Annotated in this window: 23 protein-coding genes and 1 riboswitch; of the genes, 22 read left to right on the top strand and 1 reads right to left on the bottom strand. The window is 66.4% G+C overall.

Annotated features, from left to right (window positions below):
• The first annotated feature begins 44 nt into the window (after positions 1-44).
• The 7 genes from KYX69_RS13380 (at position 45) to cobJ (ending at position 9,225) form a co-directional block, all read left to right on the top strand.
• On the top strand, positions 45-1,091 hold the full coding sequence (locus tag KYX69_RS13380; RefSeq protein WP_083455652.1) for a HoxN/HupN/NixA family nickel/cobalt transporter: 1,047 nt from the start codon (positions 45-47) through the stop codon (positions 1,089-1,091).
• 86 nt (positions 1,092-1,177) lie between these two features.
• A riboswitch (cobalamin riboswitch) is annotated at positions 1,178-1,406 on the top strand.
• A 181-nt stretch (positions 1,407-1,587) separates the two neighbouring features.
• Positions 1,588-2,640: a cobalamin biosynthesis protein CobW gene (gene cobW, locus KYX69_RS13375; RefSeq protein WP_300498167.1), complete on the top strand. Its 1,053-nt coding sequence runs from the start codon at positions 1,588-1,590 to the stop codon at positions 2,638-2,640.
• Positions 2,641-2,650: 10 nt separating this feature from the next.
• A complete protein-coding gene (gene cobN, locus KYX69_RS13370) occupies positions 2,651-5,935 on the top strand; it encodes a cobaltochelatase subunit CobN (RefSeq protein WP_011444004.1) in 3,285 nt (1,094 codons plus the stop codon).
• Entirely contained in the window at positions 5,932-7,077 is a 1,146-nt protein-coding gene (locus KYX69_RS13365) for a precorrin-3B synthase (protein WP_011444003.1), read from the top strand. The genes cobN and KYX69_RS13365 overlap by 4 nt, the downstream gene beginning before the upstream one ends.
• Positions 7,077-7,706, top strand: a complete 630-nt coding sequence (locus tag KYX69_RS13360) for a precorrin-8X methylmutase (RefSeq protein ID WP_011444002.1) — start codon at positions 7,077-7,079, stop codon at positions 7,704-7,706. Before KYX69_RS13365 ends, KYX69_RS13360 begins: the two co-directional genes overlap by 1 nt.
• Positions 7,703-8,440 (top strand): precorrin-2 C(20)-methyltransferase, encoded by a 738-nt coding sequence (cobI, locus tag KYX69_RS13355; protein WP_011444001.1) that lies wholly within the window; start codon positions 7,703-7,705, stop codon positions 8,438-8,440. Before KYX69_RS13360 ends, cobI begins: the two co-directional genes overlap by 4 nt.
• Positions 8,441-8,451: 11 nt before the next feature.
• Positions 8,452-9,225, top strand: coding sequence for a precorrin-3B C(17)-methyltransferase (cobJ, locus tag KYX69_RS13350; RefSeq protein WP_041549922.1), 774 nt, complete (start codon positions 8,452-8,454; stop codon positions 9,223-9,225).
• Here the strand turns inward: cobJ and KYX69_RS13345 are convergent.
• A complete protein-coding gene (locus tag KYX69_RS13345; protein ID WP_011443999.1) occupies positions 9,189-9,950 on the bottom strand; it encodes a cobalt-precorrin-6A reductase in 762 nt (253 codons plus the stop codon). The two genes, cobJ and KYX69_RS13345, sit on opposite strands and share 37 nt — an antisense overlap.
• Between KYX69_RS13345 and KYX69_RS13340 the strand changes: the two genes are divergently transcribed.
• From KYX69_RS13340 to cobU, 15 genes are read left to right on the top strand one after another with little or no spacing between them, the layout of a single operon-like run.
• Positions 9,949-11,157, top strand: a complete 1,209-nt coding sequence (locus KYX69_RS13340; RefSeq protein WP_041549920.1) for a bifunctional cobalt-precorrin-7 (C(5))-methyltransferase/cobalt-precorrin-6B (C(15))-methyltransferase — start codon at positions 9,949-9,951, stop codon at positions 11,155-11,157. The two genes, KYX69_RS13345 and KYX69_RS13340, sit on opposite strands and share 2 nt — an antisense overlap.
• Complete coding sequence (locus KYX69_RS13335; RefSeq protein ID WP_230190274.1) at positions 11,139-11,534, top strand: cobalamin biosynthesis protein; 396 nt, start codon at positions 11,139-11,141, stop codon at positions 11,532-11,534. The genes KYX69_RS13340 and KYX69_RS13335 overlap by 19 nt, the downstream gene beginning before the upstream one ends.
• On the top strand, positions 11,531-12,316 hold the full coding sequence (gene cobM / locus KYX69_RS13330) for a precorrin-4 C(11)-methyltransferase (protein WP_011443996.1): 786 nt from the start codon (positions 11,531-11,533) through the stop codon (positions 12,314-12,316). Before KYX69_RS13335 ends, cobM begins: the two co-directional genes overlap by 4 nt.
• Entirely contained in the window at positions 12,313-13,647 is a 1,335-nt protein-coding gene (locus KYX69_RS13325) for a cobyrinate a,c-diamide synthase (protein ID WP_011443995.1), read from the top strand. The genes cobM and KYX69_RS13325 overlap by 4 nt, the downstream gene beginning before the upstream one ends.
• On the top strand, positions 13,644-14,408 hold the full coding sequence (cobF, locus tag KYX69_RS13320) for a precorrin-6A synthase (deacetylating) (protein WP_011443994.1): 765 nt from the start codon (positions 13,644-13,646) through the stop codon (positions 14,406-14,408). Before KYX69_RS13325 ends, cobF begins: the two co-directional genes overlap by 4 nt.
• Positions 14,398-15,024, top strand: coding sequence for a cob(I)yrinic acid a,c-diamide adenosyltransferase (cobO, locus tag KYX69_RS13315; protein ID WP_011443993.1), 627 nt, complete (start codon positions 14,398-14,400; stop codon positions 15,022-15,024). The genes cobF and cobO overlap by 11 nt, the downstream gene beginning before the upstream one ends.
• Before the next feature lie 32 nt (positions 15,025-15,056).
• Entirely contained in the window at positions 15,057-15,686 is a 630-nt protein-coding gene (gene bluB, locus KYX69_RS13310) for a 5,6-dimethylbenzimidazole synthase (protein WP_041549918.1), read from the top strand.
• A gap of 25 nt (positions 15,687-15,711) precedes the next feature.
• Positions 15,712-16,119, top strand: coding sequence for a DUF1636 domain-containing protein (locus KYX69_RS13305; protein ID WP_011443991.1), 408 nt, complete (start codon positions 15,712-15,714; stop codon positions 16,117-16,119).
• Entirely contained in the window at positions 16,116-17,132 is a 1,017-nt protein-coding gene (gene cobT / locus KYX69_RS13300) for a nicotinate-nucleotide--dimethylbenzimidazole phosphoribosyltransferase (protein ID WP_011443990.1), read from the top strand. The genes KYX69_RS13305 and cobT overlap by 4 nt, the downstream gene beginning before the upstream one ends.
• Positions 17,129-17,698 (top strand): histidine phosphatase family protein, encoded by a 570-nt coding sequence (locus KYX69_RS13295; RefSeq protein WP_011443989.1) that lies wholly within the window; start codon positions 17,129-17,131, stop codon positions 17,696-17,698. Before cobT ends, KYX69_RS13295 begins: the two co-directional genes overlap by 4 nt.
• On the top strand, positions 17,695-18,435 hold the full coding sequence (locus tag KYX69_RS13290; RefSeq protein ID WP_011443988.1) for an adenosylcobinamide-GDP ribazoletransferase: 741 nt from the start codon (positions 17,695-17,697) through the stop codon (positions 18,433-18,435). The genes KYX69_RS13295 and KYX69_RS13290 overlap by 4 nt, the downstream gene beginning before the upstream one ends.
• Positions 18,432-19,415 (top strand): threonine-phosphate decarboxylase CobD, encoded by a 984-nt coding sequence (gene cobD, locus KYX69_RS13285; RefSeq protein WP_011443987.1) that lies wholly within the window; start codon positions 18,432-18,434, stop codon positions 19,413-19,415. Before KYX69_RS13290 ends, cobD begins: the two co-directional genes overlap by 4 nt.
• A complete protein-coding gene (gene cbiB, locus KYX69_RS13280; protein WP_011443986.1) occupies positions 19,408-20,358 on the top strand; it encodes an adenosylcobinamide-phosphate synthase CbiB in 951 nt (316 codons plus the stop codon). The genes cobD and cbiB overlap by 8 nt, the downstream gene beginning before the upstream one ends.
• Positions 20,346-21,833: a cobyric acid synthase gene (locus tag KYX69_RS13275; RefSeq protein WP_041549915.1), complete on the top strand. Its 1,488-nt coding sequence runs from the start codon at positions 20,346-20,348 to the stop codon at positions 21,831-21,833. The genes cbiB and KYX69_RS13275 overlap by 13 nt, the downstream gene beginning before the upstream one ends.
• A complete protein-coding gene (cobU, locus tag KYX69_RS13270) occupies positions 21,830-22,357 on the top strand; it encodes a bifunctional adenosylcobinamide kinase/adenosylcobinamide-phosphate guanylyltransferase (RefSeq protein WP_011443984.1) in 528 nt (175 codons plus the stop codon). Before KYX69_RS13275 ends, cobU begins: the two co-directional genes overlap by 4 nt.
• Positions 22,358-22,625: the final 268 nt, after the last annotated feature.

Below are 22,625 nucleotides of genomic sequence, written 5' to 3'. Positions count from 1 at the left end.
GGCGCCATCCTTCGTTTGTATATTCCTCAATCGCCGAGCCAATCATGCACCTCACGAAGTCACTGCCATCCCTGTCTCTGCGCCGACGAATTGGTGCCTTGTTTGCCGGATTGATCGCCGCCAACATTGGGGTCTGGGTCTGGGCATTCAGCCTGTTTCATGCACAGCCGTTAATGCTCGGCACCGCTGTGCTTGCCTGGGGGCTGGGCCTGCGTCACGCGGTTGATGCCGATCATATTGCGGCGATTGACAATGTGACCCGCAAGCTGATGCAGGACGGGCAGCGCCCGGTTTCGGTCGGATTCTGGTTCGCGATCGGGCATTCCGGAATCATTGCCATAGCATCGATCATCATTGCGGTGACGGCCAGCGCGCTGTCGCAGTTCGGCGCCTTCAAGGAAATCGGTGGCGTGATTGCAACCGTGATTTCCGCGCTTTTCCTGTTCACGATCGCCGGCATGAACCTGGTCATCCTGCGCTCTGTCTGGCGGACTTTTGCCCATGTTCGTGCAGGCGGCAGCTATGCCGAGGACGATCTTGATCTGCTATTGGGTGGGCGCGGTCTGCTTTCCAGACTGTTCAGGCCGATGTTCCGCCTCGTGAACAAAAGCTGGCATATGGCCCCGCTGGGGTTTCTGTTCGGGCTTGGGTTCGATACAGCAACCGAAGTTGCCATTCTGGGCATGTCGGCCAGCCAGGCCGCCGATGGCCTGTCGATCGGGACAATCCTGGTCCTGCCCGCCCTGTTCGCGGTCGGTATGGCCCTCATCGATACGGCGGACGGCGTGGTGATGCTGGGCGCTTATGAATGGGCCTTCGTGAAGCCGATCCGCAAGCTCTACTACAACATCACCATCACCCTGATCTCGGCCATCGTGGCGATTGTCATTGGTGGAATCGAAACGCTGGCCCTGATTGGCGACAAGCTGGCCCTTACGGGTGCGCCATGGCGGATCGCCATTGAACTGGGTGAAAATTTCAATGGTCTGGGCTTCGCCATCATCGGTCTTTTCGTGTTCTGCTGGCTGGCGAGTTACGCGATCTATCGATGGAAGCGGTTCGATGAAATCGAGGTTTCGGTCGGTGCCTGACCGTCCACGTTGCGTGAAGCAACATCATCAATTGGCTTGGCTGGCATTTTCGTCTAGAGCGCGCGGTGAAGGATCGGGGTAACCCGCCCTTCAATGATCGCGCCGGTGCCCCGCAAGGGGCTTAATCGGGAATGCGGTGCGGGAGCGTGCTCCCAAATCCGTGGCTGTCCCTGCAACTGTAAGCGGATAGCGCGATGCACATGCTCCTGAATTCAGGAGCAGCCACTGGGCAGCGCGCAAGCGCCAAGTCTGGGAAGGCGTGCATCAAGCTGTGACCCGCGAGCCAGGAGACCTGCCGGCGCACCGGTCGCTCTTGCCTGATCCAGGGGATGGTCACGGCACGGTAACTCTCCGTCTGAGCGACGAAGCTGTGTGGCTGGGGCTGCACGGGTTGCGTGGTTACGGGTGCTTTGTCGCGCCCGCCCGTCGTCGCGCGCCGACCGGACTTGTCCGGCAAGCCCCGCCGTGTCTCGCTCTGGCGCGCGGGGAAGTTACTATGCCAGACCTGTCCAAGGCGTCCCTGTCCAAGGTGTCGGTCACCATCATCACGGGCTTTCTGGGCGCGGGGAAAACCACGCTCATCAGCCACCTGATCCACAATGCCGGTGGCCGCAGGCTGGCCGTGGTGGTCAACGAATTCGGTTCTCTGGGTGTGGATGGCGAGATTCTGCAGTCCTGCGCCATTCCTGATTGCCCGGCGGAAAACATCGTAGAGCTGGCCAATGGCTGCATCTGCTGCACCGTGGCGGACGATTTCATCCCGACGGTGGAAAAGCTGCTGGCGCTTGATCCGCGCCCCGATCACATCCTGATCGAGACATCGGGTCTGGCGTTGCCAAAGCCGCTGCTCAAGGCGTTCGACTGGCCTGCGATCCGCAGCCGGATCACCGTGGACGGCGTGCTGGCGCTGGCCGATGCCGAAGCGGTCGCGGCAGGCCGGTTCGCGCCCGATGTGGCAGCGCTTGACGCCCAGCGCGCCGCCGATCCGAGCATCGATCACGAGACGCCGCTGTCGGAAGTGTTCGAGGATCAGCTGGCCTGCGCCGACATGATCCTGCTGACCAAGGTCGATCTGGCCGGACCCCAAGGCGTAGCCGCCGCGCGCGCGATCATTGCGGCAGAGCTTAGTCGCCCGGTTCCGGTGATAGAACTGACCGAAGGCGTGGTCGATCCGCGTGTGATCCTGGGGCTTGATGCCGCAGCCGAGGACGACATCGCCGCGCGCCCATCGCACCATGATGGTGAGGATGATCACGAACACGACGACTTTGACAGCACCGTTATCGAATGGGGCGAGATCGCCGATCCGGCGGCGCTGGTCGCGCGGATCGAGACGCTGGCCCGCGATCACCATATCCTGCGCGTAAAGGGCTATGCCGCCGTTGCGGGAAAGCCGATGCGGCTGCTGGTGCAGGCGGTGGGCGCGCGGGTGCGGCACCAGTACGATCGCCCGTGGCGCCCTGACGAGCCGCGCCGCACCACGCTGGTCGCCATTGCCGAGCACGATCACGTCGACGCCGATGCCATTCGCGCGGTGCTGCTGGCGTAAGGCGCGGGCCATGCACGTCATTTTCCGCGAAACGCACGGGATGGAGGAAACCGCCGTCCCGCAGGATCTGGGGCAAGAGCCCGCGGATCTTGTGGTCCTGTCCTTTTCGGACAGCGATCTGGGGGCGTTCGCGGCGGCATGGCATCAGGCCCGTGCAGACGATGCGACATTTCCTTCGCTGCGGCTCGCCAATCTGGCGGCGCTGATGCATCCGCTGTCGGTCGACACGTATGCCGAGCGGACGCTGTCGGGCGCAAAGGCGATCCTGATCCGGCTGATCGGCGGCACGCCCTATTGGAGCTACGGGCTGCAACAGGTCGAGGCGCTGGCCCGGTCGCGCGGGATCGTGCTGGCCGTGCTGCCCGGCGACGGCTTTGAGGATGCGCGGCTGGATGCGGCCTCGACCGTGCCGGTGACCGCGTTGCGCGAACTTGCGCAGTGGTGCGATGCTGGCGGTGCAAGGGCGGCGCAGGCGGCGCTTGCCGCGCTGTCGCAGCTGGCGGGGCTGATTGATGCCCCCGCCCGGACATTCGATCCGCTGCTGATGGCGGGAGGCTGGCATCCCGGCCGGGGCGTGATCGATCTTGAAGCCTTTGCGCGCGATCCCGCAAGGCCGCTGGTCCTGATCGTGTTCTATCGTTCTTACCTGACCGCCCACGATCTGGACCCGTTTGCCGCCCTGCATACCGCGTTCGAGCAGCGCGGTTTCGATGCATTGTCGATCTTCGTCCCCTCGCTGAAAGCCCCGCAGGTGCGCGAACAGGTGGACCGCTGGGTGCGCGGGCTTGGCCCGGCAGCGATCATCAACGCTACCGCTTTTTCCGCGCGGGGCGATGACGGCGCCACCCCGCTTGATGGCGCGGGCGTTCCCGTGTTTCAGCTGGCGCTGGCCACGTCCGGGCGCGCGGGATGGGCAGCGGCTTCGCGCGGGCTTTCCCCGGCAGACCTTGCCATGCACGTGGTCTTGCCCGAAATTGACGGGCGGGTGTTTGCAGGCGTCGCCAGCTTCAAGGAGGCGGGGACGCGCGATCCCGCGCTTGGCTTTGCCCGCACCATCCATCGCGCCGATGCAGGCCGGGTTGGGGCGATCACCGCGCGGGTGGCGGGCTGGATCGCACTTGCCCAAACGCCGGTTGCAGAACGGCGGGTTGCGCTGGTCCTGTCTACTTATCCCGGCAAGACATACCAGATGGCCCACGCCGTGGGGCTGGATGCGCTGGCTTCTGCCGAGGCGATCCTGGCCGATCTGGCCGAGGCGGGATATGCCACTGACGCGCAGGCCGGACTGGCAGCGCTCCTTCAATGCACACATCAGCACTGGCCGATGGCAGAGTACCGCAAGGCTTTGGCAGCACTGCCCGATACCCTGCGCGCTGAACTTTTCGCCGCATGGGGCGAGCCGGAAGCCGATGCTGCCGCCGCCGATGGCGCGTTCCGTTTTGCCGCGCTGCCCATCGGCAACGCGCTGGTAGCCTTGCAGCCCGAACGCGGCGAACGCGCCCATCGCGACGGCGACTATCACGACCTGTCCCGCTGCCCGCGCCATGGCTATGTGGCGTTCTACCTGTGGCTGCGCCAGCGAAGCGTGGACGCGCTGGTGCATATCGGCGCACATGGCACACTGGAATGGCTGCCGGGCAAATCAGTCGCGCTGTCCGATGCTTGCTGGCCCGAGGCGCTGACCGGCGCGATGCCGGTGATCTATCCGTTCATCGTCAACGATCCCGGCGAAGCGGCGCAGGCCAAGCGCCGGATCAGCGCGGTTACGATCGGGCACGTTCCCCCGCCACTGGTGCAAACGCAAAGCGGTGCGGGGCTGGCCCGGATCGAGGCGCTGCTGGATGAATTCTCCAACGCTGGCGGGCTGGACCCGGCCCGCCGCGACCGTCTGCAAGTGAACATCCGCGACGAAGCGCGCGTGCTGGGACTTGAGGCGGAACTGGGCCTTGATGACGCGGCCACGCTGGTCGAGGCGATCACCCGGATCGACCGCTTCGTTTGCGATGTAAAGGACAGCCAGTTCGGTGACGGGCTGCATGTGTTCGGGCGGGGAGATCAGGGCGCAGCCGAGCGGGCCGGATTGCTGGCGGCACTCGACGGACGCCGCGTTCCGCCCGGTCCCTCCGGCTCCCCCTTTCGCGGGCGCAGCGATGTGCTGCCAACCGGGCGAAACCTTTATGCGATAGACCCGCGCGCCGTGCCTTCACGCGCGGCCCATGCCCAAGGGGTGACACTGGCAGAGGAGCTGATCCGGCGGCATCTGCAGGATCACGGCGATTATCCGCGCGGGCTGGTGGTCGATCTGTGGGGATCGGCCACGATGCGCACGGCGGGCGAGGAATTCGCCATGGCGCTGCACCTGCTGGGCGCAAAGCCGCTGTGGGACACCGCGTCCGAACGGGTAACAGGCATCGAAATCCTGCCGCTGGCGCTGCTGGACCGGCCGCGTATCGATGTGACGTTGCGGATTTCCGGCCTGTTCCGCGATGCCTTTCCTGCGCTGCCGATACTGTTTGGCCAAGCGGTGCGCGCGCTGTGTTTGCGCGATGAACCGGCGGACTGGAACCCGTTTGCAGGGCAGGCTGCGGCACCGCGCGTCTATGGCCCGGCCCCCGGCAGCTATGGACTGGGTCTTGGCGATGCAGCCGAGGTCTATACTGAAGCGGCCCGGCGCGCTGCTGGTGAGGCATGGCTGGCGGCATCGGACCATGCGTTTGACGCAGCCTCCGATGCGATCGGAACCTTTGCCGATCCTGCCGGCCTGCGCCAGCGTGTTGAAGGAGCGGACGCCTTTGTCCATCTTCAGGACTTGCCCGAAACCGATCTGCTGCTGGCCGCCGATTATGCCGCGCACGAGGCGGGCTTTGCCGCTGCCAAGGCGCTGATCGGTGGTTCGGCGGCGCTCTACCACCTCGACAATCGCGATCCGGGGCGCACCGTTGCGCGCACCCTGACCGAAGAGATCGCCCGCGTGGTCCGCGCCCGCGCGGCGCACCCAGGCTGGGTGGCGGGCATGATGCGGCACGGCTTTCGCGGGGGGGCAGAACTGGCCGCGACGCTGGACCATATGGGTGCCTTTGCGCACCTTTCAGGCAGCGTACCGCCGCATCTGTTCGACCTTTATCACGACGCGACACTGGGCCAGACCGATGTTCGCGCATTTCTTGAACGCGAGAATCCGGCTGCGCTGGCGGCGATGGAAGCCCGCTTTGCCGCGCTCCATGCCGCCGGGCTGTGGCAGACCCGGCGCAATTCCATCCTCGCCAGCCTGCCAAGGCTTGAGGACAGGGCATGAGCAGTTTTGCGGTGAAGGGCTGGTGCCCCGATGCCTGGCACCCGATGATGGCGGGCGACGGGCTGCTGGTGCGGGTAAAGCCTCGGCTTGGCCGCCTGACGCGGGCGCAAGTGCTGGGCCTGTGCGATGCCGCCGTGGTGCACGGCAATGGCCTGATCGACATGACCGCCCGCGCCAATCTCCAGCTTCGCGGGGTGCCTGAAACTGGCTGGCAGGCGCTGCTCGACCGGTTGCTGGTGCTGGATCTGGTGGACCCTGACCCTGTCATCGAACAGCGGCGCAACATTCTGGTCGCGCCGGATTGGCGGGTCGGTGATGACAGCCATCGCATTGCGGGCGCGTTGCTGACCCGGCTGGATGAGTTGCCCGATCTGCTCGGTAAAGTGGGCTTTGCCATCGATGCCGGTCAGACCTGCATTCTGGGTGGCGAGGCGGGCGATTTCCGCATTGAGCGCGGCGGCGATGGCGGTCTGATCCTGCGCGCCGATGGCCGCGCCACCGGTATGGCGGTTGCTGCTGGCAGGGAAGTGGACGCGCTGATCGCGCTCGCCCACTGGTTTGCGGCCAGCGGCGGCGCGAAAGCGGGGCGCATGGCGCGACACCGGCTGGTCCTGCCCGAATGGGCCTGTGGCGACATTCTGCCCGCGCCGTCGGCTGCTTGCATCGTGCCGGGCCTTCATGATCTGGGCCTCCGTGATGGGAGTTGGGCCTATGGCTTGCCGTTTGGCCGGATAGAGGCGCGGATACTGGCCGGGATGGTGGAAGCATCGCCCGCCGCAGCGGTGCGGATCACGCCGTGGCGTGTGCTGCTGGTGGAAGGCGCGCCTGCCGTTTGCGCCGGTGGGCTGATCGATAATCCTGCCGACCCGCTGCTGCATGTCGATGCTTGCCCCGGCGCGCCCTGCTGCCCGCAGGCCTCGGTTGAAACCCGCGATCTTGCCCGCCGCCTTGCACCGCATGTCGCCGGGCGGCTGCATGTTTCGGGCTGTGCCAAGGGCTGCGCCCGCCAGCGCGCCGCCGATGTCACGCTGACCGGCCGCGATGGCCTGTTCGATCTTTCCCTGAACGCACCCGCCGGTGCGTTGCCAGTTCGCTCTGCGCTCAGCCCAGCCGAGCTTCTCGCCCATTTCGGAGCCGCTTGATGCCCCATATCTATGAAACCGATGGCGCGGCCATCTATCGCCAGTCTTTCGCCATGATCCGCGCCGAAGCCGATCTGGCGCCCTTTTTCGCTGATGAGGAACCGGTGGCGGTGCGCATGATCCACGCCGCCGGGATGGTGGACCTTGCCGCGCATATCCGCTTCTCACCCGGCTTTGCCAGTGCGGCGCGGGCGGCGCTGGCCGCTGGCGCGCCGGTGCTGTGCGATGCGCGGATGGTGTCCGAAGGGATCACCCGTGCGCGGCTGCCTGCTGATAATCAGATCATCTGCACCCTGAATGCGCCGCAAGTGCCCGACATGGCGCGGGCAATGGGTAACACCCGCTCTGCCGCCGCACTGGAACTGTGGCGGCCGCATCTGGCAGGCGCGGTGGTGGCCATCGGCAACGCGCCAACCGCGCTGTTCCATCTGCTGAATATGCTGGAAGATCCCGATTGCCCGCGCCCTGCGGCGGTCATCGGCTGTCCGGTGGGCTTTGTCGGCGCGGCCGAATCCAAGGCCGCGTTATGGGCCGCGCCGCCGGTGCCGTGCTGCATCGTTGAAGGGCGGCTGGGCGGCAGCGCGATCACGGTTGCTGCGATCAACGCTTTGGCGAGCGGCACCGAATGAGCGCGGCCCTTTCCTGCGGGACGATCCACGGCGTGGGTTTGGGTCCGGGTGCGCCCGATCTGTTGAGCGTTCGCTCTGACCGGCTGGTGCGTGGCGCCCGCCACGTGGCCTATTTCCGCAAGGCCGGGCGACCAGGACAGGCGCGGCGGATTGTCGAAGGAATGCTGCGCCCCGACGTGATCGAAATCCCGATGGAATATCCGGTGACGACCGAGATTCCGTTATCCGACCCGCGCTACAACGACTGTCTTTCCGCTTTCTATGCCGAATGCACGCAGCGATTGGTCATGCTGGCGCAGGCAGGCGAAGACGTGGTCGTGCTGTGTGAGGGCGATCCGTTTTTCTACGGTTCATTCATGCATTTGCACACCCGGCTGGCGGGCACGGTTCCGGTGGCAGTGGTTCCGGGTATCACCGGCATGGCCGGGGCGTGGAACGCAACCGGCATCCCGATCACCTGGGGCGACGATGTGCTGACCATCGCGATGGCGACCCTGCCCGAGGATGAACTGGTGCGACGCATCCGCGATACAGATGCGCTGGTGGTGATGAAGATCGGGCGCAACCTGCCCAAACTGCGCCGCGCGGTGGCCGCTGCCGGGCGCGAGGATGCGGCATGGCTGGTCGAACATGCCGCCATGCCAGGTCAGCGGGTCACGCGGCTGATCGAGGCCGAAACGGTCACGCCCTATTTCTCGATCCTGCTGATTCACGGCCAGGGGCGCCGGCCATGAGTGCCGGGGCCATGAGCGGCTGGCTGGCCATCGCCGGTCTGGGGCCGGGCGACGAGGCGCTGATTACGCCCGAAGTCACCGCCGCTCTGGCCGGGGCAAGCGATGTCATCGGCTATATTCCCTATGTCGCCCGGATCGCCCCGCGCGCCGGGCTGACACTGCATCCGTCCGATAACCGGGTGGAGCTGGACCGGGCCGCCCATGCGCTGGAACTCGCGGCGCAGGGGCGGCGCGTGGTGGTGGTATCATCGGGCGATCCGGGCGTTTTCGCGATGGCCGCCGCCGTGTTCGAGGCGCTGGAGGCAGGCCCGGCCCACTGGCGCGATCTCGACATCCGGGTGCTGCCCGGCATCACCGCGATGCTGGCCGCCAGCGCGCGGGCGGGGGCGCCGCTGGGTCATGATTTTTGCGCGATCAATCTGTCGGACAATCTCAAGCCGTGGAATTTGATCGAAAAACGGTTGCGGCTGGCGGCAGAGGCGGACTTTGCCATGGCCTTCTACAACCCGAGGTCAAAAGCCCGGCCCGAAGGTTTCGAACGTGTGCTGGAATTGCTGCGCGAAGTGTGCGGCCCGGATCGCCCGATCTTGTTCGCCCGCGCCGTATCGACGCCCGACGAGCAATTGCGGATCGTACCGCTGGGTCAGGCCCGTGCAGACATGGCCGACATGCGGACCATGGTGATCGTCGGATCAAGCCTGACGCGGATCATCGAACGGACAAGTGGGCGAAAGCTCGGTCCGATCCTCTACACGTCGCGTTCGGCCTTGGGTTCGGCGTCATGACCCAGCCAGACCAGTACATCTTCCGGGCGATAGCATTCGGCCCGGCCCGGAACGGCAGGGCGATCAATCATCAGGACCGGCAGGCCCAGATCCCGTGCGGCGATCAGCTTGGCCTCTGCGCCTTGCCCGCCAGCGTTCTTGCACACCACCAGATCGATGGCGTGCGCCTCCATCAATGCGCTGTCGCCTGTGGCGGTGAACGGCCCGCGATCGACGATCAGGGTGTGATGGGGCAAGCCCGGCGGCTGGTCTGGCGCATCGACAAAGCGCAACAGATAATGATGCTGCGGCTGGGCAGCGAAGGCTGCCACATGCATCCGGCCCAGCGCCAGCATTACGCGGCGGGAGTGCCCGGCCAGCGCTGCCACCGCACCGTCGATGCTGGCAACGCGGGTCCAGCGGTCTCCGGCGACCGGTTGCCACGCCCGGCGGGTCAGCGCTACATGAGGCACTCCGGCCAGGCGGGCCGCCTCCACGGCATGGCTGCTCATCGTTGCGGCAAAGGGGTGGGTCGCGTCCACCAGATGAGTCACGCGGTGGTGGCGCAGATAATCGGCCAGCCCCGCCACACCGCCGAACCCGCCGACACGCACCGGCACCGGTTGAGCGCGGGGGTTTTCGGTCCGTCCGGCATAGCTGAGCGTCGTCGCAATGCCCCGCGCGCCAAGCAGGCGGGCAAGCGCGCTGGCCTCTGTCGTGCCGCCCAGCAGGAGGACGTTGGGCATGGCTGATATGGCTCCTGAAGCGTGGTTGACGATCATCGGCATTGGCGAGGACGGGCCGGACGGCCTTTCCGCCGCCGCCCGCACGGCGCTGGCGCAGGCCGGACTGGTCATGGGACCGGCACGGCACCTGTCGCTGCTGCCCGCGATTACCTGTACCATGATCGAATGGCCAGTACCCTTTGCCGATGGCATTGCCCTGCTGATGCAACATCGCGGGCAGCGGGTGGTGATGCTGGCATCGGGCGATCCGTTCTGGTTCGGGGCGGGAAGCAGTGTGGCGCGCCTGCTTGATCCGGGCGAATGGGTGGCGATCCCCGCGCCTTCCACTTTCACGCTGGCGGTTGCGCGGCTGGGCTGGCCGGTTCAGGATGTGGCCTGTCTTGGTCTCCATGCCGCGCCGTTAGATCGGCTCAAGCCCCACCTGGCACCAGGGCGGCGCGTCATTGCACTGTTGCGCGATGGCGCGGCGGTGGCCGCGCTGGCGGACTATCTGACCGGCCAAGGCTTTGGCGCGTCAGCGTTGCATGTGATGGAAGCGCTGGGCGGGCCGCGCGAACGGGTTCGCACCGCGCGCGCCGAGGGGCTGTCTTTCACCGACATCGCCCATCCGGTAGCGGCCGGGATCGAGTGTGCCGGGCATGGCCCGTCCTTGCCGCTGACGGCGGGCCGACCGGACCACTGGTTTGCGTCCGACGGGCAGTTGACCAAGCGTCCGGTACGCGCGCTGACGCTATCGGCGCTGGCCCCGTGTGCGGGTGAGCTGCTGTGGGATATTGGCGCGGGATCGGGATCGATCGGGATCGAATGGCTGCTGGCCCACCTGGCCAACCGGGCCTGTGCGATAGAGGCGGATCCGGTGCGCGCGGACCGTGTGCGGGCCAACGCCGCTGCGCTGGGCGTTGATCGGCTGAAAGTTGTCGTCGGGATTGCGCCGGATGCCCTGCCACCGGGACCATTGCCCGATGCGGTGTTCATCGGCGGTGGTTTATCGGAAGCCTTGCTGGACACGCTATGGGCACGTTTGCCCGCCGGAACGCGGCTGGTGACCAATGCGGTGACGCTGGAATCAGAAGCGCTGCTAGCCCGGTGGCATGGCCAGAAGGGCGGGAGCCTCCTGCGCATCGAACTGGCCGACGCCGCACCGCTGGGCAACCGGCACGGCTGGCGCGCGCGCTATCCGGTGGTGCAATGGAGCGTGACGCTGTGATCATCGCCGGGTTCGGCTTTCGGTCAGGCGTCGGCCTGCCTTCGCTGCGCGCGGCGTTCGCGCTGGCGGAGCAGGGGCAACCGCCGGTGACGCATCTGGCCACGGCGCAAGACAAGCTCGCAGCGCTGCTCCCTCTGGCCGAAGCGCTGGGCCTGCCGCTGATGGGCGTGGCGTCCGATGCACTGGCTGCCGTTTCCACCCCCACGCGCTCCATCGCCAGCCTGAACGCTCGTCACGTCGGCAGCGTGGCCGAAGCGTCCGCGCTTGCCGCTGCTGGCGCGGGTGCGCGCCTGCTGTCGCCGCGCCACATCTCCCCCGATCGCATGGCGACGTGCGCCATTGCTGCCAGTGTCAACCTTCAGGGAACCCCGACATGACCGTCCACTTCATTGGCGCCGGTCCCGGCGCGCCCGATCTTCTCACTTTGCGCGGACGCGATCTGATCGCGGGCAGCCCGGTGTGCCTTTATGCCGGGTCGCTGATCCCGGTCGCCGTGCTGGATCATTGCCCGCCGGGCGCCCGGATCGTGAACACCGCGCCGCTGGAACTGGACCAGATCATGGCCGAAATCGCCGCCGCCCATGCCGCCGGGCACGATGTGGCGCGGCTGCATTCGGGCGATCTTTCGGTGTGGTCTGCCATGGGCGAGCAGTTGCGCCGCCTGCGCGCGCTGGACATTCCCTTTACGATCACACCCGGCGTCCCGGCTTTCGCCGCCGCCGCCGCTGCGCTGGAGGCAGAGCTGACCCTGCCCGCGCTGGCGCAATCGCTGGTGCTGACCCGCACACCGGGCCGCGCCAGCACGATGCCGCCCGCCGAAAGCCTGGCCAACTTTGCCGTGACCGGCGCGACGCTGGCCATTCACCTTTCGGTTCACAATCTGGCGCAAGTGGTGGCGGACCTGACGCCGGCCTATGGCGCGGATTGCCCCGTCGCGGTGGTCTGGCGCGCCAGTTGGCCCGATCAGCGGATCGTGCGCGCCACGCTCGACACTATTGAACAGGCCATCGCCGGGAGCATGGAGCGCACCGCCCTGATCCTGGTCGGGCGGGTGCTGGCGGCGCAGGATTTTGCCGAAAGCAGCCTCTATGCGCCCGGTTATGATCGCCGGTTCAGGCCGCAGGATGCCACGTCACGTTTTGGCGGTGCGGCCGAATGAGCGCGCGCCACCAGACTCCGGGATTGATGATCGCCGCCCCCGCATCGGGCACAGGCAAGACCACGGTGATGCTGGGCCTGCTGCGCGCCCTGACCGAAGACGGGCTGGCGGTGCAGCCGTTCAAGAGCGGGCCGGACTATATCGACCCGGCGTTTCACCGCGCGGCGAGTGGCAGGCCGTCGTTCAATCTCGATAGCTGGGCGATGGAGGACGATCTGATCGCTGCCATTGCGGCGCAGGCCGGGGGCGCGGACATGGTGCTGGCCGAAGGGTCGATGGGGTTGTTCGATGGCGTGGCCAGCAAGGGTGCGTCGGGCAATGGTGCCAGCGCCGACATGGCCCGCCGGATGGGCTGGCCGATCGTGCTGGTGCTGGATGTGTCGGGGCAGGCGCAGTCCGCCGCCGCCACCGCGCTGGGGTTCAGCAGCCTTGATCCGGGGCTGCCATTTGCCGGGGTGATCCTGAACCGCGTGGCCAGTCCGCGTCATGAACGGCTGGTGCGCAAGGGCATGGAGGCGGTGGGCATTCCGGTGCTGGGCGCCCTGCCAAGGCGCGGCGACCTGACCCTGCCCGAACGCCATCTGGGGCTGGTTCAGGCGGTGGAGCATCCCGACCTTGATCGCGCGATTGCCGAGTTTGCAGCGTTCCTGCGCGCCCATGTCGATCTTGACGTTATTCGCCTTGCCGCTGGTGCCGCACCACAAGCCGACGGCGGCAACCTGCCTGCCCCTCCGGCCCAGCGGATCGCCATGGCGCGCGATGCGGCCTTTTCGTTCGTCTACCCGCATCTGATCGAAGGCTGGCGGCGCGCCGGGGCGGAGATCCTGCCATTCTCGCCGCTGGCCGATGAAGCGCCTGCCGCCCATGCCGATCTGGTGTGGTTGCCCGGCGGCTATCCCGAACTGCACGCCGGGACCATTGCGGCGGCTGCAACATTCCTGTCCGGCCTGCGCTGCCATGCGCAAACGCGGCCCGTGCACGGCGAATGCGGCGGCTATATGGTGCTGGGGCAGGGGTTGATCGACAAGAGCGGAGAACGGCACCGGATGGCCGGGCTGCTGGGGCTTGTCACCAGCCATGCCCAGCGCAAGATGCACCTTGGCTATCGCCATGCCGAACTGCTGGTGCCGGTATCGCGCCTTGCCGCCGGGACCAGGCTGCGCGGGCACGAGTTCCACTATTCAACCATTGCCGAACAGAGCGACGCGCCGCTGGCGCTTGTGACCGATGCCGAAGGCGCGGCGGTGGCCGAAAGCGGATCGCATCGCGGCCATGTCACCGGCAGCTATTTCCACATGATCGCGCCCGCTTCGTGCCGAGATGCCCAATGATCGACCTCCACCTGATCGGTATCGGCACTGGCAACCCCGATCACCTGACAGCGCAGGCTGTCGCGGCGATGAACCGTGCCGACCTGATCCTGTTGCCGCGCAAGGGGCAGGCCAAGTCCGATCTGATCGACCTGCGCCGGGAGATCTGCGCGCAGGTGCTGACGGGGCCAACGCGGATTGTGGAATTTGACTTGCCAGTGCGCGGCAATGGGGCCACTTATCTGGATGACGTCAACGCTTGGCATGATGCCATTGCCGATGCGTGGCGGGTGCAGATCGCCGAACATTTGCCCGGCGGTGGCAAGCTGGCGCTGCTCGTCTGGGGTGATCCCTCGCTGTATGACAGCACCTTGCGCATTGCTGACCGGCTGCGCAGCGCGGGGGTGGAAATCGCCGTGCGGGTGGTGCCGGGCATCACCAGTATTCAGGCGCTGACCGCTGCCCATGCCATGCCGTTGAACCCGCTGGCCGGCCCGGTGACGATCACCACCGGGCGGCTGCTGCGCGCCCATGGCTGGCCTGCCGGAGCCGACACGATTGTCGTGATGCTTGACAGCGGTTGCGCGTTCGAGGGGCTGCAACCGCAAGGCATCACCATCTGGTGGGGCGCTTATCTGGGCATGGCGCACGAGGCGCTGGAACAGGGCCCCCTGGCGCAAGCCGGTCCCCGGATCGCGTTGCGCCGGGCGGAACTGCGCGCGCGCCATGGCTGGATCATGGATGTCTATCTCATGCGAAGGGAATTGGCCGATGGAACCTGAAAACCAAGTAGAAGTTGCAGGCGGCGATGCCCGCCACGCCGAAAAGATGCGCAAGAAGCAGACCGCGCAGGCCAAGATCATGGCCAGCAAGACCCGCGAACAGGGCCTGCTGATCGTCCACACCGGCAAGGGCAAGGGCAAAACCAGCGCGGCGCTGGGCATGGTGGTTCGCGCCATTGGCCACGGCATGAAAGTGGGGGTGGTCCAGTTTGTCAAAGGGGCGATGAAAACGGGTGAAAAGGCCGTGTTCGATGCCTTTCCCGACAATGTCGAATTCAAGCCGATGGGCGAGGGTTTTACCTGGGACACGCAGGACCGCACACGCGATATCGCGGCCGCCCGCGCCGGCTGGGACGAGGTCAAGCGCATGATCGCCGATCCCAGCTATCACATGGTGCTGGCCGACGAACTGAACATCGTGCTGCGGTATGATTATCTGCCGGTCGATGAAGTGGTGGCGGTGCTGACCGCGCGCGACATGATGAAGCACGTTATCGTCACAGGCCGCAACGCCCCCGAGGCGCTGATCGAGGCGGCCGACCTTGTTACCGAAATGACCATGGTCAAGCATCCATTCCGCTCCGGCGTGAAGGCCCAGGCCGGCATTGAATTTTGACCGGGGATCGAGTTCTGAGCGCGGTCCCGCCTGTGTTCGGCGCGGAATTTGCGGAGCAATTCATGCAATTGCTGCGCTGGCGGCGCGATGTCCGGCATTTCGACCGCCGCGCCGTGGGCGAAGCGGACATGCGCGCGCTGCTGGCCTGTGCCTCGCTTGCGCCGTCGGTCGGCAATGCGCAGCCGTGGCGATTTGTGCGGGTGCGGACGCCTGACATCCGCGAGGCGCTGGCCGCCCATGCCGATGGGCAAAGTGCACAAGCGGCGGAGCGTTATGCCGGGCAGGCGCGGCACGATCACTACCTGTCGCTAAAGCTGCACGGCTTGCGTGAAGCGCCCGAACTGATGGCGGTGTTCTGCGATGAACTGCCCGAGGCGGGGCACGGCCTTGGCATTGCCACCATGCCTGAAATGCTGCGATATTCCTGTGTGCTGGCGATCCACAATCTCTGGCTCGCGGCACGGCTGCGCGGCATTGGCCTTGGCTGGGTGTCGATCGTTGATCCGCCTTTGGTTCAGGCCATGCTGGATGTACCCGCGCATTGGTCGCTGATCGCGCTGCTGTGCATTGGCTATCCGGCAGACACATCCGACACACCCGAACTGGAACGGCACGGTTGGCAACCGCGTGAACCGTGGAGCGACCGGGTGTTCGAACGATGATTTTCAATCAAAGGACCAGAAAACCATGCTGATACCCGTGGAGGACGGCCCCGCTATCGTGGCCTGCAACACTTGCCGCCATAGCGCCGATGCGCGTGAGGACTCCGCCGGGACGCGCGGCGGCGCGCAACTGGTGGCGGCGCTGCGACAGGTACAGGAGAGCGACGCGCGCTATGCCGGGGTGGCGGTGCAGGAGATGCCGTGCCTGTTCGCCTGCACCGATTTCTGCACAATCCACCTGCGCGCGCCCGGCAAGGTCGGCTATGTTCTGGGCCGGTTCACGCCGGACGAGGACGCCGCCACCGCCATTCTGGACTATGCGGTCCACTATGCCGCCAGCGAACATGGCCGGGTGCCGTTCAAGCAATGGCCGCAAGGCGTGAAGGGGCATTTCATAACCCGCACCCCGCCGCAGGGCTTCGTTGCGGAATGAGCCGGTTTGCGTCCCTTGCCGCCTTTGAAGCGGCGCTTGAGCGTTTGCCTGTGGCCGATGCGGACGCCATCACCGCTGCGCGGGCGCGGCAGGCCAGCCTGACCAAGCCCGCCGGATCGCTGGGGCGACTGGAAGACATCGCGGTGTTTATGGCCGGATGGCAGGGCACGGCGCAGCCGGTGATCGAACAGGGCCGCGCGGCGATCTTTGCCGGGAATCATGGCTTCGTTGTCCACGGGGTCAGCGCCTTTCCCGCCAGCGTGACTGCCGCGATGGTCGGCAATTTCGCTGCCGGAGGTGCCGCCATCAACGCACTGGCCGGGGCCGCCGGACTTGATCTGCGGGTCATCGCACTCGATCTGGACCGGCCCACGGCGGACTTCACCATCGCTGCGGCAATGGACGAGACGGAGTGCCTTGCTGCACTTGCTGCCGGAGCGGCGGTGGTGGAGCCGGGGCTGCACCTGCTGGTCGTTGGCGAAATGGGCATTGGCAATTCAACCGCCGCCGCCGCGCTTTGCGCGCGCAGTTATGGCGGCAGTCCCGCGCAATGGGCCGGGCCGGGAACGGGCGTTGATGCGGGCGGAATTGCGCGCAAGGTAGCCGTGGTAGAGCGGGCGCTGGCCTTTCATGCCGATGCGCCGGACACCCCGTTTGAAATCCTGCGCCGGTTGGGCGGGCGCGAAATCGCAGGCGTTGCCGGGGCCGTGCTGGAGGCGCGCCGTCTGCGCATCCCGGTGGTGCTGGACGGGTTCATCAGTTGCGCCGCACTGGCGCCGCTGGCCGCCGCCGTTCCGGCGATCACCGATCATTGTCTGGCGGGCCATTGTTCGGCTGAACCGGGGCATATCCGCTTGCTGGAGCATCTGGGCCTTGATCCCCTGCTGTCGCTGGGGATGCGATTGGGCGAAGGCAGCGGCGCGGCGCTGGCCGTGTCGGTAATCCGGGCAGCGCTGGCCACGCACAACGGCATGGCCACTTTTGCGCAGGCCGGGGTGGCAGACGGCCTGTGAGCAGCTTTCCCCTTTATCTCCTGCGCCACGGTGAACCGGAAGGCGCGGGGCGGCTGATTGGTCTTACCGATGCGCCGCCTATTGCCGCCGGTATCGCGGCCTGCGCCGATCAGGCGCGGAATCTGGCGGCTGAAGTGCTGATCGCTTCCGACCTGTCGCGGGCGCGTTTGGCGGGCGAGGCCATTGCCCTTGCGACCGGTGTGCCGCTGTCAATCGATCCGCGCTGGCGCGAACTGGACTTTGGCGCATGGGACGGGATGGCTCCCGGCGATGTAGAAGGCGCGGCACTGGCGCGGTTCTGGGACGATCCCGATGGCCATGCGCCGCCCGGTGGAGAACGCTGGTCGGCGCTGGTGGAACGAGTATCCAGCGCCCTTGGCGATCTGGCCGCGCGGCCGACGCTGATCGTCACGCATGGAGGCGCGATGCGGGCGGCGCTGGCGGTGTTGTGCGGGTTTGACATGCACCAGACGTGGGCCGTTGACCTGCCCTACAATTGCCTGCTGACGTTGCGCGTCTGGCCCGGAGCAACCCCCACGGCACAGATCGCGGGGCTTTATCCGTGAGGGGCTTCATCATCGCCCTGCAATTCCTGACGCGGCTGCCTATGCCAGCTCCACTGCGGACAATCGTCGTGGATGATGCCGCGTTTGCCCGGTCGATGCGCTGGTTTCCCGCTGTAGGCCTGGTTATTGGTGCAGCGGTTGCGGGAGCCGCATGGGCAGGCGCGCTGGTCGATCACCGGCTGGGCGCATTAGCCGCACTGATCGTCTGGGTGGGCGTGACCGGCGCGCTGCACCTTGATGGCCTGGCCGACCTCGCCGATGCCAGCGGCGCGGCGCATAAAGATCGCGAGCGGCTGCTGGCCGTTCTGGCCGATCCCCATGTCGGCAGCTTCGGCGTTGTCGCGATTGTGCTCCAACTGCTGAGCAAGTTGGTGCTGCTGGATATGCTGGTGGATGCACGGGCGTTTGGCGCGCTGGTACTGGTGCCGTTTGCCGCGCGCATCGGCCCGCTGGTGTGGACATGGTGGCTGATGCCGCTGCATCAGGGGCTGGCGGCTCGATTCCGTTCCGCCATCGGCCCGATCGATCTTGCGGGCTGGGCGGCCGCGCTGGCAGCGGCGGCGTGGTTCACTCCGGCGCTGCTTGTCACACCATTGCTCGTTCTGTGGTGGGGGTGGCACGTGCGCCGCGCGTTGGGCGGGATTTCCGGCGATGGCCATGGTGCAGGCATCGAGTTGATCGAAACCGGCTTGCTGCTGAGCGTGGCAATCACGGGCCTATGGATACACACGACATGAACAGCTTCAGTTTTCACGGCGGCAGGTTGGCCGATGCCATGGCGCAGTTCGGCATGGGCAAGGCGCCGTGGATCGACCTGTCCACCGGCATCAATCCGCATGGCTGGCCCGGCGCGGACAATCTGGCAGTGGACTGGCAGGCGCTGCCCGACACCGGCGCGCTGAACGATCTGGAGGCCGCTGCCGCCGCCTGTTTCGGCACTGACCCAGCCCATGTCTGTGCCGTACCAGGCACGGAGATCGGCCTGCGGATGCTGGGTGACATCCTGCCCGGCGCTGCCATCCACGCCCAGCCCAGCTATCGCACCCATGGCGAAATGATTCCCCGCAGCCGCCCCGTAGCCCTGACCGAGCTGACCGGAACGGAGGAGGCGACCATCATCCTTGCCAATCCCAATAACCCCGATGGCCGGATCATGTCGCCTGCCACCCTGCTTGGCTGGCTGGCGGCGCGGCGCGACAGCGCAGCGTGGCTGGTCGTGGACGAAGCCTTTGCCGATGCCGCCCCGCACAGCAGCCTTGCCGCCCATGTGCAGGACGGACAGCGGCTGATTATCTTCCGCTCGTTCGGCAAATTCTTCGGGCTGGCCGGGGTGCGGCTCGGCTTTGTGCTGGGACCGCGCGCGCTGATCGCGCAATATCGGCAGCGGCTGGGCAGTTGGCCGCTATCGGCAGCGGCGCTGGCCATCGGCACAGCGGCATATCAGGATGTGGACTGGACAGCCGCCATGCGGATGGCCTTGCGTGAACAGGCGGATGCGCTGGACGCGGTGCTGGCGCGGCGGGGCTACAGCGCGATAGGTGCTTGCCCGCTGTTCCGGCTGATCGAAACGGACGATGCCGCCGCGCTGTTCGAACGCCTTGCGCGCCATTCCATCCTGACGCGGCCGTTCGATTACGATCCGCGCTGGCTGCGCCTGGGCCTGCCCGCCGACCGACAGGCGCTGGATCGCCTTGATGCGGCGCTGGCTGATGATTGATCTGACTGCTTTCCTGGCCTTGGTGCTCGACGCGGCAGTGGGCTGGCCTCAGCCGCTGTATCGCCGGATCGGCCATCCTGTGGGCATCTTTGCGCGGATTATCGCCGCGCTGGAACGGCGCTGGAATGTCCCCTCGCGTTCCGATGGACAGCGGCGCATGGCCGGGGCGGTCACCGTCCTGATCCTGCTGGGTATGGCGGGCGGTGCGGGCTGGGTGCTGCAAAGTCTGCTCGTGGCAATCGCCGGGCCTTGGGCCTGGCCCCTGATCGCTGTGCTGGCCTGGCCGGGTCTGGCGCAGCGCAGCCTGTACGACCACGTCCGCCTCGTTGCCGATGCGCTGGAGCGGCAGGATCTGCCAGCCGCGCGCGCCACAGTCGGCATGATCGTTGGCCGCGATACAGCCGCGCTTGATGACGCGGGTGTTGCCCGCGCGGCGATCGAGAGTCTGGCGGAAAGTTTCTGCGACGGGGTGGTCGCGCCGTTGTTCTGGCTGCTGGTGCTGGGGCTGCCCGGTATCTGGGCCTATAAAGCGATCAACACCGCCGACAGCATGATTGGGCACCGCGAGGAGCGATGGCGCGCCTATGGTTGGGCTGCGGCCCGCACCGACGATGCGATGAACCTCATTCCAGCGCGCCTGTCGGGATTGCTGATCTGCCTGTGCGGCGGGGGTGGCTGGCGGATATTGTGGCGCGATGCGTCCAGGCACGCCTCGCCCAATGCGGGCTGGCCCGAGGCCGCGATGGCTGGGGCGCTGGGGCTGCGCCTGGCTGGGCCAATCGCTTATGACGGGATTCTTTCGGACAAGCTCTGGATTGGGGAGGGAGACCGCCCGGCCCGGACAGAGGATATTTGGCGCGGATTGGGCATCTACGCCCGTGCATGTCTGTGCCTGTGGTTCATGGCGGCCGGTATTGCAGGAGGTGCAGCATGGGCGCTATAATGCTTCAGGGCACCGGCTCTGATGTGGGCAAATCCGTGCTGGTGGCGGGGCTGTGCCGCGCCCTGGTGCAGCGGGGTTTGCGGGTCTTGCCGTTCAAGCCGCAGAACATGTCGAACAATGCTGCCGTCACCAGCGATGGCGGCGAGATCGGCCGGGCGCAGGCCTTGCAGGCAATCGCCTGCAAGGTGGAGCCGCATACCGACATGAATCCGGTGCTGCTGAAACCGCAGGCCGACCGCACATCGCAACTGATCGTGCATGGTCGGGTGCGCGGCACATTGGGCGCGGGCAATTTTCGGCAGGCACGGGGCGCGCTGCTCGGCGAAGTTCTGGCCAGCTATAACCGGCTCCGCCGGGCGTGCGACATCGTCGTTGTCGAGGGTGCCGGCTCTCCTGCGGAAATCAACCTGCGCGCTGGCGACATCGCCAATATGGGCTTTGCGCGAGCGGCAGGCGTGCCCGTCGTGCTGGTCGGCGATATTGATCGCGGCGGAGTCATTGCCGCCATCGTTGGCACGAGAACGATCATCGACCCCGCCGACACGGCGATGATCCAGGGTTTCATCATCAACAAGTTTCGGGGGGATCCCGCCCTGTTCGCCGATGGCTACGCCCAGATCGAAAGCCTCTCAGGCTGGCGCGGCTTCGGCGTTGTCCCATGGTTGAGCGCGGCGGCGCGGCTCCCCAGCGAGGATGCCGTGGTGCTGGAGAGCGGCAAGGCGCGGGCTGAAAGCCGCAAGCTGATCGCCTGTCCGATCCTGCCGCGCATATCTAATTTCGATGACCTCGATCCGCTGAAGCTCGAACATGGTGTGGACCTGCACATGGTTCCGCCCGGCCAGCCGATCCCGGCAGAGGCCGCACTCATCATCCTGCCCGGGTCAAAGTCGACAATCGCCGATCTGGCCGCTCTGCGTGCAGAGGGCTGGGACATCGATATTTTTGCGCATCACCGGCGCGGCGGGCTGATCCTTGGGCTTTGCGGTGGTTACCAGATGCTCGGCAAAAGCATCGCCGATCCCGATGGGTTTGAAGGTTCGGCCAGCGCTGCCAGCGGCCTTGGCCTGCTTGATGTTGAAACGACCTTGCACGCGCACAAGGCGTTGCGTCCGGTCAGCGGGCTGGCGATGGGCGCGCCATTCCAGGGATATGAAATGCACATGGGGCAAACCAACGGGCCGGATACGGAACAGCCCTTCGCCGTTTTCGCCGATGGCCGCCGCGATGGCGCGATAAATGCGGGCGGCACGGTGTTTGGTTCCTATGTCCACGGCCTGCTGGCTGATGCGGAGCTGCGCCGGGCGCTGCTGTCGCGCATGGATGTAGAAGCCGGGGGCGTGGACTATGGCGCCTCTGTCGAGGCGGCGCTGGACGAGATCGCAGCCGCGCTTGAGGAGCATCTCGATATTGACGCGCTGGTGGCGCTGGCCATGGCGGAGAGACCCGCTTCCGTCCCGGCGGGAGACAGCGCATGAGCAGCGCCTTGTCCCACTTGCTGGTGCTGGGCGGCGCGCGTTCGGGCAAGAGCCGCTATGCGCAAGGCAGGGCAGAGGCCCTGGCGGGTGAACTGATCTATCTGGCCTCAGCCCAGGCCTTCGATGACGAGATGCGCGAGCGGATTGCCCTGCACCGTGCCGATCGTGGGCCGCGCTGGTCAACCGTCGAGGCCCCCCTGGAACTGGCGGAGGCGATCACGGTATATAGCACGCCCGAGACGGTGGTGCTGGTCGATTGCCTGACGCTGTGGGCTTCGAACCTGATGCTGGCGGAACGCGATACGGCTGCCGCTACGGAAGGACTGACGCGCTCGCTTTCAGCCGCACGGGGGCCGGTCATTCTGGTCGCCAACGAAGTGGGTCTGGGCATTGTACCCGACAACGCCCTTGCCAGAAGGTTTCGCGATGTTGCGGGCCGCATCAATCAGGAAATAGCGGCATTGGTTGAAGAGGCAGTCATAATGTTCGCCGGCCTTCCCTTGACGCTGAAACCTAAAGGATGAGCGGCTAGCCATACCACTTGCCACTGTGCAACTCGTGGGGGCAGGTGGTATGGAGCAAAGCCAGATCCAGCGTGTCGGTGAGGCCGCCGGCCATCATTGTGGTGCACAGCTGCCACTAGATGATGTAGCGGGAATAACGGTGTCTGCGGCTCGCTGATTAGCGACTACGCCTTCGGACGCGGGGATCCCCGACCGCAGAGGTAATCACCGAAGTGCGCCAGTGCTCGACTGTCGACCGGTTTTGACAGCCTGGCCCGTTTTTTGTCCC

Source organism: Sphingomonas sp. (assembly GCF_030145815.1).
In the GTDB taxonomy this organism is placed as follows: Bacteria; Pseudomonadota; Alphaproteobacteria; order Sphingomonadales; family Sphingomonadaceae; genus Sphingomonas.
The sequence above is the reverse complement of the archived record's forward strand: the minus strand, read 5'-3'. Positions and strand labels throughout refer to the sequence as shown.

Coding starts and splice junctions, on each gene's coding strand:
- KYX69_RS13360 (WP_011444002.1), top strand. CDS start 7,077: ATGCCCCATATCTATGAAACCGATGGCGCGGCCATCTATCGCCAGTCT.
- cobW (WP_300498167.1), top strand. CDS start 1,588: ATGCCAGACCTGTCCAAGGCGTCCCTGTCCAAGGTGTCGGTCACCATC.
- cobN (WP_011444004.1), top strand. CDS start 2,651: ATGCACGTCATTTTCCGCGAAACGCACGGGATGGAGGAAACCGCCGTC.
- cobI (WP_011444001.1), top strand. CDS start 7,703: ATGAGCGCGGCCCTTTCCTGCGGGACGATCCACGGCGTGGGTTTGGGT.
- KYX69_RS13380 (WP_083455652.1), top strand. CDS start 45: ATGCACCTCACGAAGTCACTGCCATCCCTGTCTCTGCGCCGACGAATT.
- cobU (WP_011443984.1), top strand. CDS start 21,830: ATGAGCAGCGCCTTGTCCCACTTGCTGGTGCTGGGCGGCGCGCGTTCG.
- cbiB (WP_011443986.1), top strand. CDS start 19,408: ATGATTGATCTGACTGCTTTCCTGGCCTTGGTGCTCGACGCGGCAGTG.
- KYX69_RS13335 (WP_230190274.1), top strand. CDS start 11,139: ATGGAGCGTGACGCTGTGATCATCGCCGGGTTCGGCTTTCGGTCAGGC.
- KYX69_RS13340 (WP_041549920.1), top strand. CDS start 9,949: ATGGCTGATATGGCTCCTGAAGCGTGGTTGACGATCATCGGCATTGGC.
- cobF (WP_011443994.1), top strand. CDS start 13,644: ATGATCGACCTCCACCTGATCGGTATCGGCACTGGCAACCCCGATCAC.
- KYX69_RS13275 (WP_041549915.1), top strand. CDS start 20,346: ATGGGCGCTATAATGCTTCAGGGCACCGGCTCTGATGTGGGCAAATCC.
- KYX69_RS13325 (WP_011443995.1), top strand. CDS start 12,313: ATGAGCGCGCGCCACCAGACTCCGGGATTGATGATCGCCGCCCCCGCA.
- cobO (WP_011443993.1), top strand. CDS start 14,398: ATGGAACCTGAAAACCAAGTAGAAGTTGCAGGCGGCGATGCCCGCCAC.
- KYX69_RS13365 (WP_011444003.1), top strand. CDS start 5,932: ATGAGCAGTTTTGCGGTGAAGGGCTGGTGCCCCGATGCCTGGCACCCG.
- cobM (WP_011443996.1), top strand. CDS start 11,531: ATGACCGTCCACTTCATTGGCGCCGGTCCCGGCGCGCCCGATCTTCTC.
- cobT (WP_011443990.1), top strand. CDS start 16,116: ATGAGCCGGTTTGCGTCCCTTGCCGCCTTTGAAGCGGCGCTTGAGCGT.
- KYX69_RS13345 (WP_011443999.1), bottom strand. CDS start 9,950: ATGCCCAACGTCCTCCTGCTGGGCGGCACGACAGAGGCCAGCGCGCTT.
- cobD (WP_011443987.1), top strand. CDS start 18,432: ATGAACAGCTTCAGTTTTCACGGCGGCAGGTTGGCCGATGCCATGGCG.
- KYX69_RS13305 (WP_011443991.1), top strand. CDS start 15,712: ATGCTGATACCCGTGGAGGACGGCCCCGCTATCGTGGCCTGCAACACT.
- cobJ (WP_041549922.1), top strand. CDS start 8,452: ATGAGCGGCTGGCTGGCCATCGCCGGTCTGGGGCCGGGCGACGAGGCG.